We start from the raw sequence: 14,612 nt of genomic DNA on the forward strand, positions 1-14,612 counted from the left end.
CGATGACAATATCCCCTGAACAAGCTTATGACGCCCCCGGCGGCGTGCCCGCGCAAGCGTCCCTCAACTGCGGCGTGGTGGGCAATTGCGCCTTCAGCGCGCTGATCGACCAGGCGGGGCAAGTCGTCTGGTCGTGCCTGCCCCGTTTCGATGGCGACCCGGTCTTCAACGGCCTGCTGGACGCGACGGAAAACGGCAGCGTGTGGGCCATCGACATTGAAAACTTTGCCCGCAGCGAGCAATTCTACGAGCCGAACACGGCCGTGCTGCGCACGCGGCTGTACGATACGCAGGGGCGCGGCGTGGAAATCACGGACTTCGCGCCCCGATTCCTCAGCCGCGACCGCATGTTCCGCCCGCTGATGCTGATCCGCCGCGTCCGGCCGCTCGACCACGCCGTGCGCATCCGCGTGCGCCTGCGCCCCCGCTACGACTGGGGCAAACTGGCGCCACAAATCACGCAGGGCAGCCACCATATCCGCTACGTGGGACCTGAACAGACCTTGCGACTGAACACGGATGTGTCGCTCAACTATGTATTGAGCGAAACGTTCTTCGTGCTGGGCGGCACGGCCAACTTCCTGCTGGGCCCCGATGAAACCCTGGCCGGCGGCATCGACGAGACGGCGCGCATCTTCGAAAAGGAAACCATCAATTATTGGCGCACTTACACGCGCCGCCTGGCCGTGCCGCTGGAATGGCAGGACGTGGTCATCCGCGCGGCCATCACATTAAAACTGTCTTTATATGAAGACACGGGCGCCATCATCGCCGCCATGACCACCAGCATCCCGGAAGCGCCCGGCAGCAGCCGCAACTGGGATTACCGCTATTGCTGGCTGCGCGACGCCTTCTTTGTCGTGCGGGCACTCAATAGTTTGTCCGAAGTGGGCACGATGGAAGAGTATTTGCGCTGGCTGACGAATATCGTCGCGCGCTCGAAGGGCGGCCACATCCAGCCCCTGTACGGCATCGGCCTGGAAGAGCAGTTGCCGGAATCCATGCTCGACCACTTGCCCGGCTATCGCGGCAATGGTCCCGTGCGCGTGGGCAACCAGGCGCAGGAACATTTCCAGCACGATGTCTACGGCAACATCGTCCTGGGCGCGGCGCAGGCGTTTCTTGACCATCGCTTGTTCCACCGGGCGGGAAAAGCCGAGTTCGCCGCGCTGGAAGCCGTGGGCGACCAGGCCTTCAAACTGCACGCGGAACCGGACGCGGGCATGTGGGAGCTGCGCACGCGCGCCAGGGTCCACACCTCGTCCATGCTGATGAGCTGGGCCGCCTGCGACCGCCTGGCCAAGGTCGCCCATAAACTGGGCTTGCCGGACCGCGCCGACCACTGGAACAGCCGCGCCGTGCTGATACGCGAGAGATTACTGCGCGAAGCGTGGAGCGAGGAGCGCCAGGCCTTCGCGGAAAGCCTGGGCGGGCGCGACCTCGACGCCTCCGTGCTGCTGATGGCGGAAGTCAACTTCATCGACCCCATGGATCCGCGTTTCATCGCGACAGTCGACGCGCTGGAAGCATCGCTGTGCGACGGCCCCTACATGCGCCGCTACGAAGCGCCCGACGACTTCGGCAAACCTGAAACGGCCTTCAACATCTGCACCTTCTGGCGCATCGACGCGCTGGCGCGCATCGGCAGGAAAGACGAAGCGCGCAAAATCTTCGAGACCATGCTGCTGGCGCGCAACCACCTGGGCTTGTTGTCGGAAGATACGCATCCCGTGACGGGCGAGATGTGGGGCAATTTCCCGCAGACGTATTCGATGGTGGGCCTCATCAACTGCGCCGTGCGCTTGTCAGCGCCTTGGGATAGCGCGGTTTAATCGTACCGTGTCATTCCGCGCCAGGTCATCACCCGCCTTGGTGCGCCAGAACACGAAATGCCGAATGGCATCTACACTGATCAATATGAAATATCGAGATGACGACCGAAAACGACATTTTAGCGACAATAAATGACAGCACTTTTCTTGAGACTATTTTCCAGAAAGAGACTGATTGGGATGCTGCATTGGACGACAGGGAATCTGCTGAGTTTGATGGCGCATGGTGTGCCAGCTACGAAAAAGTGAGCTCATCTTGTCCATCTGAAGGCGCCCAAGTGAAGGAGATCAGGGAGATCGCATTCAAGAAAGTGTATCAAGTCACTGAAAATTCCGACCTTGCTGGCTACGTGTCGGACGATATGGGCTTGATTGCGCAGGCATGCCAGAATAAAGTCGAGATCGACTTTATCGACAATCTCTGGAAAACCTATATGCGCGGAGAGTTTCCAACTTGAGTTGATACAGGCATGCTCGCGGCGCTCCTGCGACGCTATTTCAGTTGCCAGTTGCGCGCTCGCCACGTCCATACAATCGGCACTCCGCCGCCAGGGCCAGCAAATTCGGGTCGCGCTCGCGGCTGCTCAGCATCAGCAGGGTAATCTGCTGGTGCGAGCCGTAGCGCGCGTCCAGCGGCAGCAGTTCGATGCGCGAGCTGAAGGCGCGCACGCGGCCCGGCAGCAGGCTGTAGCCGATGCCGCCGCTGACCAGGTTGATCAGCGAGAAGATGTCGCCCACGCGCATGGCCGTGTCGGGCACGAATCCCGCCAGGTCGAACGCGTGGTTGAAGCTTTGCGAGGTGACGAAACCTTCGTTCAGGGTGACGAATTTATCGTTGCGCAGCTGCTGCAAGTCCACCGATGCGGCTCCCGCATACGGCGAGGCTAGCGGTGCGGCCAGGTAGATGTCGTCCTGGAACAGGGGTACGGCCACCAGGCCCGCATGCTGTTCGTCTTCCTGCACGCCGACGATGATGGCGTCCAAACGTCCATCGGCCAGGCTTTGCAGCAGTTCGCGGTTCGAGCCCAGCGTCAGGTCGATGTCGAGGCCGGGCCGGCGCAGCTTCAAGGCGATCACCAGCTGCGGGATGCAGTGCAGGGTCAATGAATACAGCGAGCCGATCTTCAGGCGCACGGGGTTGATGCCCGACATTTCGCGCACCTTGCGCACACCTTCCTCGCACTCGGCCAGCGCGCGCCGCGCCGATTCGGCAAAGGTGTAGGCCGCATGCAGCGGGATCAGGCTGCGGCCCTCGCGCTTGAACAGGGGGCAGCGCAAGCCGTCTTCCAGCGAGTGCAGGGCGCGGTGCACGCTGACCGTGCTCTGGCCCAGCGCATCGGCCACCCTTGCCAGGTTGTTCAATTCCATAAAGCTGAGAAACACCTCGAGCTTTTTCAGCGTGATTTCTTCGTTGATGGCCATGATCACCGTGATTATCGTGAGTTCATTAACTTCAGGGTAATGAACATGGTAGCAGGTTGATTGTCGCGGCCCCGTTTTCGCTCTATCGTCAGGCTTCGATAGCTTAATTCGGAGGCAAGATGTCAACCGCCACAGCAGCGCCAGGGCAGCGGCAAAAACAATGGGACACGCGGCGCACCGAGAAGCGCCGCCGCCTGGAAGCCGTGCGCCAGTACGCCAGCGGCCCCGTTCTGCAACAGGGCGACATGGTCGCCGTGCTGGAAGCCTTGCTGGCGCCGGGCGACCGCGTCGTCCTCGAAGGCAATAACCAGAAGCAGGCCGATTTCCTCGCCCGCATGTTGACCCAGGTCAACCCCGACAAGATCCACCATCTGCACCTGATCATGCCCAGCGTCAGCCTGCCCGAACACCTCGACCTGTTCGAGCGGGGCATCGCCCGCAAGCTCGATTTCTCGTTTGCCGGCACGCAAAGCCTGCGCATCGCCCAGTTCCTGCAGGATGGCTTGCTCGAGGTGGGCGCCATCCACACCTATATTGAACTGTATGCGCGCCTGTTCGTCGACCTCACGCCCAACGTCGTCATGGTGGCCGGTTACATGGCCGACCGCCAGGGCAATCTGTACACGGGCCCCAGCACCGAGGACACGCCCACTTTGGTGGAATCGGCCGCTTTCCGCGACGGCATCGTCATCGCCCAGGTCAACCAGATCGTCGACGACGTCAGCGATTTACCCAGGGTCGACGTGCCCGGCTCGTGGATCGATTTCGTCGTGCAGTCCGACAAACCGTTCTTCATCGAACCGCTGTTTACCCGCGACCCGCGCGTGATCAAGCCCGTGCACGTGCTGATGGCCATGATGGCGATCCGCGGCGTGTATGAAAAGCACCAGGTGCAGTCGCTGAACCACGGCATCGGTTTCAATACGGCCGCCATCGAGCTGATTTTGCCCACGTATGGCGAGCAGCTGGGATTGAAAGGCAAGATTTGCCGCAACTGGGTGCTCAACCCGCATCCGACCCTGATCCCTGCCATCGAGACGGGCTGGGTCGAGAGCGTGCACTGCTTCGGCGCGGAGCTGGGCATGGAAGGTTATGCGGCCGCGCGGCCCGACGTGTTCTTCACGGGCCGCGACGGCTCGATGCGCTCGAACCGCGCCCTGTGCCAGCTGGCGGGCCAGTATGCGGTCGACCTGTTCATCGGCGCCACCTTGCAGATGGATGGCCTGGGCAATTCGTCCACCGTGACGAATGGCCGGCTGGCGGGTTTTGGCGGCGCGCCCAACATGGGCCACGACCCGCATGGCCGGCGCCATCCGACGCCGGCCTGGCTGGACCTGATCGAGACGGACGACCCGCTCGCGCGCGGCAAGAAGCTGGTGGTGCAGATGGTCGAGACGTTCCAGGACGGCGGCCAGCCGACCATCGTCGAATCGCTCGACGCCGTGGCCGTGGGCCAGGCCAGCGGCATGCCGCTGGCGCCCGTGATGATCTATGGCGACGACGTCACCCACGTGCTGACGGAAGAGGGCATCGCCTACCTGTACAAGGCCCGTTCGCTCGACGAACGCAAGGCCATGCTGGCGGCGGTCGCCGGCGTCACGCCCATCGGCTTGCGCCACGACCCGAAGACGACGGCGAAATTGCGCGCCGACGGCCTGATCGCGCTGCCCGAGGATATCGGTGTGCAGCGCGGCGCGGCGAACCGTTCGCTGCTGGCCGCGAAAAGCATCGCCGACCTGGTCGAATGGTCGGACGGCCTGTATCAACCACCCGCCAAATTCAGGAGCTGGTAATGATTGCAATGAGCACAATGATGATAAGGCCAGTGCAGAGACGTTCTGCCGCGCTGGGACGGCAAGTGCTGCAGGCGCTGCTCGATGAAGTGACCCTGACACCGAAACCGGGCCTGGTCGATTTGCGCAGCCGTGGCGCCCACACGGACTTGAACTGGGCCCTGATGTGCCATTCGGCCTGCCTGCTGGAGCCCGTGTTTGCCGCCATGGCCGACGCTGGCGCGCAGAGTGAAGACGACGACCAGCTGCGCCAGCGCATCGGCGCCATCGGCCGCGATGGCGAGGCGCTGATGCTGGCGGCGACGGGCGGCGTGAACACGCACCGGGGCGCCATCTGGGCGCTGGGTCTCCTGGTGACGGCGGCGGCGCAGCAGGGCGCGCGCGGCGCATCGCTGGCGCCAACGGCCGTGGCGGCGCGGGCCGGTGCGCTGGCCCGTTTGCATGACCGCGGCGCGCCTGGCGCCACCGGCAACAAGGGCGAGCTGGCGTGCCGCCAGTACCAGGTCGATGGCGCACGGGGCCAGGCCCGGGCCGGCTTTCCGCAGGTGACGGGCGCCGGATTGCCGGCCTTGCACGCCTCGCGGGCACGCGGCGACAACGAAACGACGGCGCGCCTGAACGCCTTGCTGGCGATAGTGAACCAGCTCGATGACACCTGCGTGCTGTCGCGCGGCGGCGAGCCGGCCTTGCTGGCATTGCAGGAGGGGGCGGCGCGGGTGCTGGCGGCTGGTGGCGCCGCCACGGCAGATGGCGCCAAGGCGCTGCTGGCGCTGGAAGCCGTGGCGCTGGCGCGCGGCGTGTCGCCGGGCGGCGCGGCCGACCTGCTGGCGGCCACCCTGTTCCTCGACCGATTGACACAAGGAGAAGCGGATGGAAACGCGTGACTATACATTCCCGGCCGGGCCGCCGGCGTCTAGCCGCGCGCTGGCCGGCGTCGTCGGCTCGGGCGATCTGGAAGTGCTGCTGCAGCCAGGCGACGATGGCGTGACCCGCATCGTCGTCAACACCTCGGTCGATGGCAAGGGCGCCGTGTGGGATGCGCTCCTGCAGCGCGTATTCGGCGGCGAGCCGCTGCCGGCGGCGCGCATCGTCATCAACGATTGCGGCGCCACGCCGGGCGTGGTGCGCATGCGCATCGAGCAAGCCTACGAAGAATTGCAAGCGGGGAGGACGGCATGAGCACCTTGAAGGAATTGCTGGAGCGCGACAGCTTCATCGAACGCGGGGCGCGCAGCCGGGCCAGGGCCTTGCTGGACGCTGGCAGCATGCGCGAACTGCTCGACCCGTTCTGCGGCATCGCCTCGCCGTGGCTGCCGCAACAAGGCGTGACGGCGCAGGCGGATGACGGCGTGGTGGTGGCCAAGGGCCTGTTCGACGGCCAGCCGGCCGTGGTGCTGGCCATCGAAGGCGCCTACCAGGGCGGCAGCATGGGCGAAGTGGGCGGCGCGAAAATCGCCGGCGCGCTGGAACTGGCGGCGCGCGACAACCGCCAGGGAATACCGACACGCGCCGTGATCCTGTTCGAAACGGGCGGCGTGCGCCTGCAGGAAGCCAACCTGGGCCTCGCTGCCATCGCCGACATCCATGCGGCGATCGTCGACCTGCGCCGCTACCAGCCTGTGATAGGGATTACGGCCGGCACGGTGGGCTGCTACGGCGGCATGTCGATCGCGGCGGGCCTGTGCAGCTATCTGGTCGTCACGCGCGAAGCACGATTGGGCTTGAACGGGCCGGCCGTGATCGAGCAGGAGGCGGGCGTGGACGAATTCGACTCGCGTAACAAACCGTTCATCTGGAGCCTCACGGGCGGCGAGCAGCGTTTCCACAGCGGCCTGGCCGACGCCTATGTCGAGGACGATACGGCGCAGATGCGCGCCGCCGTGGCCGCATTGTTTGCACGTGGCATGCCGGCGCAGCACCGCAGCAGTCAGGCAGACGATTTTCTTGCCCGCCTGGCGCAAGTGGACGCCGGGCCGCAAGCCACGCCGCAAGCCGTGCGCGCCATCTACAGCAAAGGAACCGCAGCATGAACGCCATCACCGATACGAGCCGGGGCGCCGTCTGGCTGGCGGCACTCACGAATAACGCTGCGCCGCTGGACGGTTATCCGCCTTCCGTGTGCGTGGTCGACGCGCCGCTGGCCGGAGAAACTGCGCGCTACATTGCCGTGCTGCCCGACCCGGACAACCGTTTTACGCGGGCACGCACGGGTGAAATCGGCCTGGTCGAGGCGTGGCAGCTGGCGCGCGCCGTGCAGCAGGTGGTGTTTGAAGACCGCGAGTTGGCCGTGAAACGGCCCATCGTCGCCGTCATCGACGTGGCCAGCCAGGCGTACGGCCGGCGCGAAGAAGCGTACGGCATCCACCAGGCGCTGGCCGGCGCGGCGGGGGCGTATGCCGAGGCGCGCCTGACTGGCCATCCCGTGATTGGCCTGATCGTCGGCAAGGCCATGTCGGGCGCCTTTCTCGCCCACGGCTACCAGGCCAACCGCCTGATCGCGCTCGACGATCCGCAAGTGATGGTGCATGCGATGGGCAAGGCCTCGGCCGCCCGCATCACCCTGCGCACCGTCGCAGCGCTGGAAGCGCTGGCCGCAAGCATCGCGCCGATGGCCTACGACATTGGCAACTACGCCACCCTGGGCCTGCTTTGGCAAACCTTGCAGGTGGCGCAGCCGGACGATCCGTCGGCGCAGGACACGGCCGCCGTCGACGCCTGCCTGCAGGCGGCCCTTAGTGACATCCGCGCCGATCCGCAGCGCGACCTGTCCAGCCGCCTGGGCGCGCCGCACCGCCAGGCGTCGGCTAAAGTCAGGGAGGTGCTGGGGCAGCAGTGGTAAGTGAAACAACAGAGAAGACACCAAGTCATTCCTATTCCTATAACGGAGACAATCATGATCATTTACGGAACCGCACTGCTGGCCTTATGCCATTTGCTCGGCATCTTCCTGGGCGACCTGCTCGGGCAGCTGATGGGCGTCAAGACCAACGTGGGCGGCGTGGGCATCGCCATGCTGCTATTGATCTGCGCCCGGCTCTACATGCAGCGCCGCGCCTGGCTGCCGCCAATGACGGAGCGGGGCGTTGAATACTGGGGCGCCATGTATATTCCCGTGGTGGTGGCGATGGCGGCGCAGCAGGACGTGGTGGCGGCCCTGCGCGGCGGCCCGGTGGCCGTGCTGGCCGCCATCGGTTCCGTGCTGGTCTGCGGCGCCGTCATTTCGCTGATGAACAGGATGGAAAACCCTTCCGCCGAAGCCGACCCGATGTTGATCAAGGAGCACCGTCATGCTTGAGCTCTTTGAGAAAGCCGCCATCCACAACGGCCTCGTGACGGCATTCGCCTTTGTCGGCCTGATCATGCTGCTGTCGGTGGCGCTGTCGAAATACCTTACCCTGGGCCGCGTGCACGGTTCGGCCATTGCCATCGTGATCGGCCTGGGCCTCGCTTACTGGGGCGGTGTGCATAGCGGCGGCCACAAGGGCCTGGCCGATTTGTCGCTGTTCGGCGGCATCGGCCTGATGGGCGGCGCCATGCTGCGCGATTTTGCCATCGTTGCCACGGCCTTCGAAGTGCAGGCGACGGAAGCGCGCAAGGCGGGCCTGATCGGCGTCGTGGCGCTGATGCTGGGCGTGGTGCTGCCATTTCTCGTCGGCGCCGGCGTGGCGTACGCGTTTGGCTATTCGGACGCCGTCAGCATGACCACCATCGGCGCCGGCGCCGTCACGTACATCGTCGGCCCCGTCACGGGTGCGGCCATCGGCGCCAGTTCCGACGTCATGGCCCTGAGCATCGCGGCGGGCCTCATCAAGGCCATCCTGGTGATGGTCGGCACGCCCGCCGCAGCGCGTTTCCTGCGCCTGAAAACGCCGCGTTCGGCCATGGTCTTCGGCGGCCTGGCCGGCACCGTCAGCGGCGTCTCGGCGGGCCTTGCCGCCACCGACCGCAAACTGGTGCCGTATGGCGCGCTGGTGGCCACGTTTCATACGGGCCTGGGCTGCTTGCTGGGGCCATCGTTGCTGTTTTTTGCCGTCAAGGCGGTGGTGGCCTGATGGAAGCCTGGCGCGCGCATGATTTGCTGTGGCTGGACGGCTTGCCGGACGACGCATCCTTGCCCGCCTGGGCCGACGTCGCCTGGCTGCAGACCGCACCGGTGGTGGTGCGGCGCGCCAGCTGCTCGCCCGGGCGCATCCCCGTGGGCTTGCGCGGCATGCTGCGCAGCGAGCGGCATGCGTGCGAAGTGGATGCCGCCGCCGTCGTGCGCCGCGTGACGCCGGAAATGCTGGCGCATGCGCCAGTGCCTGATTGTTCCTGCGCTGCGCTCGACGCGTTGCGGCAGGTGGCGCCGCTGCTGGACGCCACGGGCTGGGCGTGGGGGCCGACGGGCGGCGTGGGCTTTGCGCTGGCGAGCAGCTTGCCCGTGCTGCGCGCCGACAGCGACCTCGATCTCGTGCTGCGCATCGCCGCGCCGCCGGACGCCGCCCAGGCCGAGGCCCTGCGCGCCATCGCGGCGACCGTCACGGCATGCCGGCTGGATCTGCAGATCGACACGGGTAGCGGCGGCTTTGCGTATGCCGAGTGGGCGGCGGGGCGGGGCCGGGTCTTGCTGAAAACGGATCACGGTCCCGTGCTGACGGCTACGCCATGGGAGCTGGCATGAGCGTGTTATTTACATTTCCCGGCCAGGGCGCCCAGACTCCGGGCATGCTGCATGCGTTGCCCGGCGATGCGGCCGTGGCGGCGGCCCTGGCCGAAGCGGCTGAAGTGCTGGGCCACGATCCTTTGGCGCTGGACACGGCTGCCGCGCTGGCGTCGACGCGGGCCGTGCAATTGTGTTTGCTGATTGCGGGCGTGGCCATGGCGCGCTCCTTGGCGGCGCGTGGCGCGCTGCCGGCCATGGTGGCCGGCTTTTCCATCGGCGAATATGCGGCGGCCGTCGTCGCCGGCGCGCTCGATTTCACCGATGCCGTGCGCCTGGTGGCGCGGCGCGGCGAGTTGATGGAGCAGGCGTATCCCACCGGTTACGGCATGGCGGCCATCATCGGACTTGATCTTGCGCAGCTGGAACCCTTGCTGGCGCAAGTGCATGGCGCGGCCACGCCCGTGTATGTCGCCAATCTGAACGCGCCGCGCCAGATCGCCATTGCCGGCAGCGAACCTGCTTTGCACGCCGTGATGGCACTGGCACTGGCGCATGGCGCCAGCAAGACCAGGCGCCTGGCCGTCAGCGTGCCGTCGCATTGCCCGTTGATGGAGGCCGCCGCAGGCGACATGGCTGCCGCCTTCGATGGTGTGGTCGTGCGCCGGCCATCGCTCGTCTACCTGAGTAGCAGCGCGGCGCGCGCGCTGTTCGACCCGGCCCGCATCCGCGACAGCCTGGCCGCCAACATGGCGCAGCGCGTGCAGTGGAGCAGTACCGTGCGCCTGGCGTGGGAGCGGGGCGCACGGCTGGCGCTGGAAATGCCGCCCGGCAGCGTCCTGACGCGGCTGACGGCACCCGACTTCACGGATGGCCTGGCCATCTGCTGCGACGGCAACCGGGGCGACAGCCTGCTGGCGCTGGTGGGCAGGGAGCGCGGTGGTACCGTGCTTTAAAGCTTGGCGCTCAATCCAATCTGGAAACCCCGGCCCGGCAAGGGCGCGATGTATTTCAGTGGAGAATTGTGCGGCCTGGCATCGTCATCGAGCAGGTTGGTGCCGCTAATAAATACTTCGAGGCCTGCGAACGGTGAATTCGGCACCTGCAGTGCGCGGCTCACCTGGAAGTTCATCATGGTGTAGCCGTCGAGTGGCACTTCCTCGCTGACGCTTTTGCCCAGGTACTTCTGCTTGTCGTACCAGGTGCTGGACAGCCTGGCCTTCCAGCCCTGGTTTTCCCACAGCAGATTCGCGCCATAGCGGTTGGTGGGCATGTTGGGCAGATACGCGCCGTCGTTGTGCGCGCGCAGCTTGTCGGGATTGTCCGCCTTGTTCTTGACCAGGTCGGCAAATGCAGAGAGGTTCAGCTTGCCGTAGCTGCCAAGCTGAATCACCTGGGAGGCGTCGATCTCGAATCCCCTGACCGTCGTATCGGTCTGCTTCCAATATTTCAAGGGCAGGCGATTGGCCATCTGGGCGCCCGAGTGGCCAAGGTAGAGATAGTTCTCGTACTTCATGACGTAGCCCGTTGCGGACAGCTGGAAGCCGCGATTGGCGAATAAGCCCGTAAGCTCGGTATTCCGCGCGCGCTCGGCCTTCAGGTTCTGGTTGCCTTCTTCCTGCGTCATGATCGAATAGTGGCGGTTGCTCGCGTACAACTCATTGACGTCGGGCGCTCTTTCCGAGGAGGCATAGCGCAGCTTCGCGCCGAACAGCTGGCCCAGCTTGGCCGAGGCCCCCAGGCTATAGCTGTTCAGGCTGAACGACTTGTCCTCGAGTTTGGAATTGCTGGCATTCCTCGACGTCTTGAAGCCGCTCTTGCGGATCTCGTGATCGACTTTTTCATGGCGAAAACCGGCATCGAAGGTGGCCCAGTCGAAGTCCAGCCTTTCCTTCAGGAACAGTGCGCGGCTGGCCGTGCTCGCATCGGGCAGGTACAGTTGAGGTCCGCTACCGGCGATTTCCCGGGATTGATGGCTCAAGCCAAGCAAGCCGCTCAATGGGCCCGCGCGCCGGTGCGCCAGCAGCAGTTCGGCCTGATTGGTGTCGAACTGGTAATCGTTCGCCTTGGCCGCACCGAGGCGTTCTCCCGACGTATTGCTCAAACGGGACACGCGCAGCTGCACGCTTTCCATATACGCGACGGGGTCGAGCAGCTTCGCTTCCAGCGCATATTTATCCTGGCTGATCACGACGCCGACGGGCAGCCCCTCATCATAGTTCGCGCCGAACGACTTGTTTTCCATGGAAAAGCCCGGCACGCCATACTCGCTATTCTTGGTGTCGACGCTGACGGCCACGTAGCCGCGATCGAAAAAGTAGGTGCTGCCGACGGCAAAGTGGGAATTGCTGGCATGGCTGTTGCCCAGGGTGCCGTGGTAGTCGGGAGTCACGTCCTTGTTGATCTTGTTCTGCACCGTCTTGGGCGTACCGGGCACGTAAGCGGGGTTGGCCGGATTGACGTAGGTCTTGCGCTGCCAGACGGAGGTCGGCTGATTCGTATAGAAGGAAAAATCACCATCGGCCCAGTCCGGATTTTCCTTCATGAACTGGTCGATAAACGGTTGCGACGCCTTGTTGTAGACTTGCTGGATCCTCGCTTCTTTCTGGCAACTGTCGGCCAGAAAGGTATTCACGCCGCCCTTCAAGGGGAACAGCTGGCTGTTGCACACGCCCGCCTTGCTGTTGCCAGAAATATCGTAATGCCCGATCTTCTGGAATGACATTTGCAGATTCGTCGAGAAGCGCTTGCCATCGTTGAAGTTCATGCGCAAGCCCTGGGCGTTGGCGTCGTTGAAGCCCTTGCGCAGGACGAATTCCAGGTCTTTCTCCTTGCTCTCCATCTTCCTGGAAATGAGGCCGGAATCGACATCGACGCTGCCGCCAATCGCATTGCCGCCAAAACGCACGCTATCGGACGATTTGTTGACGGTCACGCTGCGCGCAAACAGGGGATCGAACGGGATGTTGATGTCGCCGCTGAGCGCATTCATGCCGAGGATGGACTGGCCGTCTTCGAGTATCTGCACGCGGCTGCCGCTCAGGCTGCGTATCACCGGTGCACCCGCATTCGGCCCGAAGGCGCTGCTTTGCACGCCCGAGACATGCTCGAGCATGTTGCCCAAGGTCCTGTTCTGGGCTTGCGTATTCTCGACCAGAACGACGCTGTCGATGCTGGAAGGCTTGTCTGCCCGGACCTTGATGGTCTGCAAGGTGACGTCGTCGGCCGCGTAAGCGAGCGGGGCAGTGGACAGCATGGCGGCTGCGAATACGTGATGGCGCATAAGACTCTCTAAAAAGACGGAATGGGTGCTGGCGCTGGACGCAGGCGCAGCGCGAAGGTGTAGATGCAATTAAGTTGCAATAATAACTTGCACCTAACTCTATTGCAAGTAAACTGCATTTAGCCGCATGGAGAGCGCAGCGCGGACAGCCGGCATGAGCCGGCTACCGTGTAGCGAAGTGCGGAGGTGGGGTGGAGTTACGCGGTGCGCGTGTGCGGCGAAGGCTGAATGCGTCCGCCTGCGCCGTGATGGGGGTGCTGCTTCAGGTAAGCTTCAATGGCTTCGCGCCTGCAGCCGGCGCGCGCGCCGTTTGCGCTCCCAGATGACGATGCCCGTCACCGACAGCATGGCCACCATCACGCCCATGAAGGACATCATGATGCGGCCCGGCAAGCCGAGGATGCGGCCCGAGTGCAGGGGGAATTGCAGTTGCACGAAGACGTCGGCCGCCGTGCCTTCCCACGGTTTGTGCTGGCCGATGATGCTGCCGTCCATGCCGTCGACGTAGAGGTTCGACAGGCCCATGCCGGCCGCGCCGAATTCGTCGGCCGGGTCGAAGAAGGAGACGTTGTAGAACGAGTAATTGCCGCCATAATAAATGCCGCCGATGGGCGAGGTGATGCCGCGCTGCATGGCTTGCTTTTTGGCGATGTCCACGGCTTGCTCGAAACCGATCATGGGCGTGATGTACGTGCCGTAGGGCGCCGGCGTCTGCGTTTCGTACGGTCCCGGCGTGGTGGTGGACACGAGCGACATGACGGGATAGAACACTTCGCGGTACAGGTTCAGCGAGAACGAGGTAAACGCGACAACAATAATGACGGCCCACACCCACAGGCCGCCCGCGCGGTGCAGATCGAAATTGAGCTTGTAGCCGCCGGCCGCCCAGCGCACGACCCACGACGGTTTCCACCGCTGCCACCAGCTGGCGGCGTCGCGGTGGCGCGGCGTTTCGTCTTGCGCGCGCGGGCGCAAACGGCGCGGCGTGGTCAGGTAAAACGCCACCATGCTGTCGAGCAGCCAGATCAGGGCAACTGTCCCCATCAGCCAGTAACCCCAGCGGTCCGTACCCCAGAAGGCGGGCACGTGCAGGCTGTAGTGCAGATGGCGCAGGAATGGCATCAGGCTGCGGCGCGACAGGGAGATGGCCGTCGAATCGCGCGTGCCCGTGATCTGCGCCGTGACGGGGTCGATGTAGACGGTGTTGTAGTCGAGCACGAACGGCTTGTTCGTGGCCGGGTCGGTCAATGGGCGCACCATGAAGGCGCCCGCATGACCTTCTTCCAGGCCCAGGGTCATGTAATTGACTTCCACGCGCGGATCGGCGGCGGCGACTTTTTGCGCCAGCGTAAATGGTTGCTGCAGGGGGCCGCGGCCCGGCGTGTCCATGATGTCGGCGTTGAGCCACTCGTCCAGTTCGTGGTCCCACGACGTGACGGCGCCCGTCAAGCCGGCAACGATGAGGAAGAGGGCGATGGTGAGGCCGGCCCAGCGGTGTATGACAGTCCAGAAAGCGCGCATGCGGTACAAACCTTCAACATGAAACCGGCTTGTTGCCGCCAGCAGGCGCCACCGGGGCGCACAGGGCCAGGCACAAGCCTGACATTTTGATAATGGGAATCGTTCTCATTATCCGCCGTGAT

14 protein-coding genes are annotated in these 14,612 nt (G+C 64.5%); 11 read left to right on the top strand and 3 right to left on the bottom strand.

All coding sequences use genetic code 11. The features are described 5' to 3' along the window. Window positions 1–2: 2 nt before the first annotated feature. Window positions 3–1,832 carry a glycoside hydrolase family 15 protein gene (locus FG13_RS03560; RefSeq protein WP_051958463.1) on the top strand — a complete coding sequence of 610 codons (1,830 nt, stop codon included), beginning with the start codon at window positions 3–5 and terminating at the stop codon, window positions 1,830–1,832. 98 nt (window positions 1,833–1,930) lie between these two features. Continuing rightward, window positions 1,931–2,290 (top strand): hypothetical protein, encoded by a 360-nt coding sequence (locus FG13_RS03565; RefSeq protein WP_035818448.1) that lies wholly within the window; start codon window positions 1,931–1,933, stop codon window positions 2,288–2,290. Between the two features lie 40 nt (window positions 2,291–2,330). Here FG13_RS03565 and FG13_RS03570 read toward each other — a convergent pair whose 3' ends face one another. After that, the gene (locus FG13_RS03570; RefSeq protein ID WP_035818450.1) at window positions 2,331–3,254 is read right to left on the bottom strand and encodes a LysR family transcriptional regulator; all 924 of its coding nucleotides are present in this window, start codon (window positions 3,252–3,254) and stop codon (window positions 2,331–2,333) included. 119 nt (window positions 3,255–3,373) lie between these two features. On the opposite strand from FG13_RS03570, the gene mdcA reads away from it, so the two are divergent. The 9 genes from mdcA to mdcH are packed head-to-tail and all read left to right on the top strand — an operon-like array spanning window position 3,374 to window position 10,642. After that, complete coding sequence (gene mdcA / locus FG13_RS03575) at window positions 3,374–5,047, top strand: malonate decarboxylase subunit alpha (RefSeq protein WP_035818452.1); 1,674 nt, start codon at window positions 3,374–3,376, stop codon at window positions 5,045–5,047. Then, complete coding sequence (locus tag FG13_RS03580) at window positions 5,047–5,931, top strand: triphosphoribosyl-dephospho-CoA synthase (protein ID WP_035818454.1); 885 nt, start codon at window positions 5,047–5,049, stop codon at window positions 5,929–5,931. The genes mdcA and FG13_RS03580 overlap by 1 nt, the downstream gene beginning before the upstream one ends. Beyond that, complete coding sequence (locus tag FG13_RS03585; protein WP_035818456.1) at window positions 5,918–6,226, top strand: malonate decarboxylase subunit delta; 309 nt, start codon at window positions 5,918–5,920, stop codon at window positions 6,224–6,226. The genes FG13_RS03580 and FG13_RS03585 overlap by 14 nt, the downstream gene beginning before the upstream one ends. Further along, window positions 6,223–7,077 carry a biotin-independent malonate decarboxylase subunit beta gene (locus FG13_RS03590; protein ID WP_035818459.1) on the top strand — a complete coding sequence of 285 codons (855 nt, stop codon included), beginning with the start codon at window positions 6,223–6,225 and terminating at the stop codon, window positions 7,075–7,077. The genes FG13_RS03585 and FG13_RS03590 overlap by 4 nt, the downstream gene beginning before the upstream one ends. After that, window positions 7,074–7,886, top strand: coding sequence for a biotin-independent malonate decarboxylase subunit gamma (gene mdcE, locus FG13_RS03595; protein ID WP_035818462.1), 813 nt, complete (start codon window positions 7,074–7,076; stop codon window positions 7,884–7,886). The genes FG13_RS03590 and mdcE overlap by 4 nt, the downstream gene beginning before the upstream one ends. A gap of 54 nt (window positions 7,887–7,940) precedes the next feature. Further along, on the top strand, window positions 7,941–8,342 hold the full coding sequence (madL, locus tag FG13_RS03600) for a malonate transporter subunit MadL (protein ID WP_035818465.1): 402 nt from the start codon (window positions 7,941–7,943) through the stop codon (window positions 8,340–8,342). Continuing rightward, on the top strand, window positions 8,335–9,099 hold the full coding sequence (madM, locus tag FG13_RS03605; protein ID WP_035818466.1) for a malonate transporter subunit MadM: 765 nt from the start codon (window positions 8,335–8,337) through the stop codon (window positions 9,097–9,099). Before madL ends, madM begins: the two co-directional genes overlap by 8 nt. Continuing rightward, window positions 9,099–9,707, top strand: coding sequence for a malonate decarboxylase holo-ACP synthase (locus FG13_RS03610; RefSeq protein ID WP_035818468.1), 609 nt, complete (start codon window positions 9,099–9,101; stop codon window positions 9,705–9,707). The genes madM and FG13_RS03610 overlap by 1 nt, the downstream gene beginning before the upstream one ends. Then, window positions 9,704–10,642 (top strand): malonate decarboxylase subunit epsilon, encoded by a 939-nt coding sequence (mdcH, locus tag FG13_RS03615; protein WP_035827081.1) that lies wholly within the window; start codon window positions 9,704–9,706, stop codon window positions 10,640–10,642. The genes FG13_RS03610 and mdcH overlap by 4 nt, the downstream gene beginning before the upstream one ends. Here mdcH and FG13_RS03620 read toward each other — a convergent pair. Both FG13_RS03620 and FG13_RS03625 read right to left on the bottom strand, forming a co-directional pair. Further along, complete coding sequence (locus FG13_RS03620) at window positions 10,639–12,942, bottom strand: TonB-dependent receptor (protein ID WP_235211656.1); 2,304 nt, start codon at window positions 12,940–12,942, stop codon at window positions 10,639–10,641. The two genes, mdcH and FG13_RS03620, sit on opposite strands and share 4 nt — an antisense overlap. 300 nt (window positions 12,943–13,242) lie before the next feature. Beyond that, entirely contained in the window at window positions 13,243–14,490 is a 1,248-nt protein-coding gene (locus FG13_RS03625; protein ID WP_035827084.1) for a PepSY-associated TM helix domain-containing protein, read from the bottom strand. Window positions 14,491–14,612 lie beyond the last annotated feature (122 nt).

This window comes from Janthinobacterium sp. RA13 (assembly GCF_000745325.1).
Classification (GTDB): domain Bacteria; phylum Pseudomonadota; class Gammaproteobacteria; order Burkholderiales; family Burkholderiaceae_D; genus Janthinobacterium; species Janthinobacterium rivuli.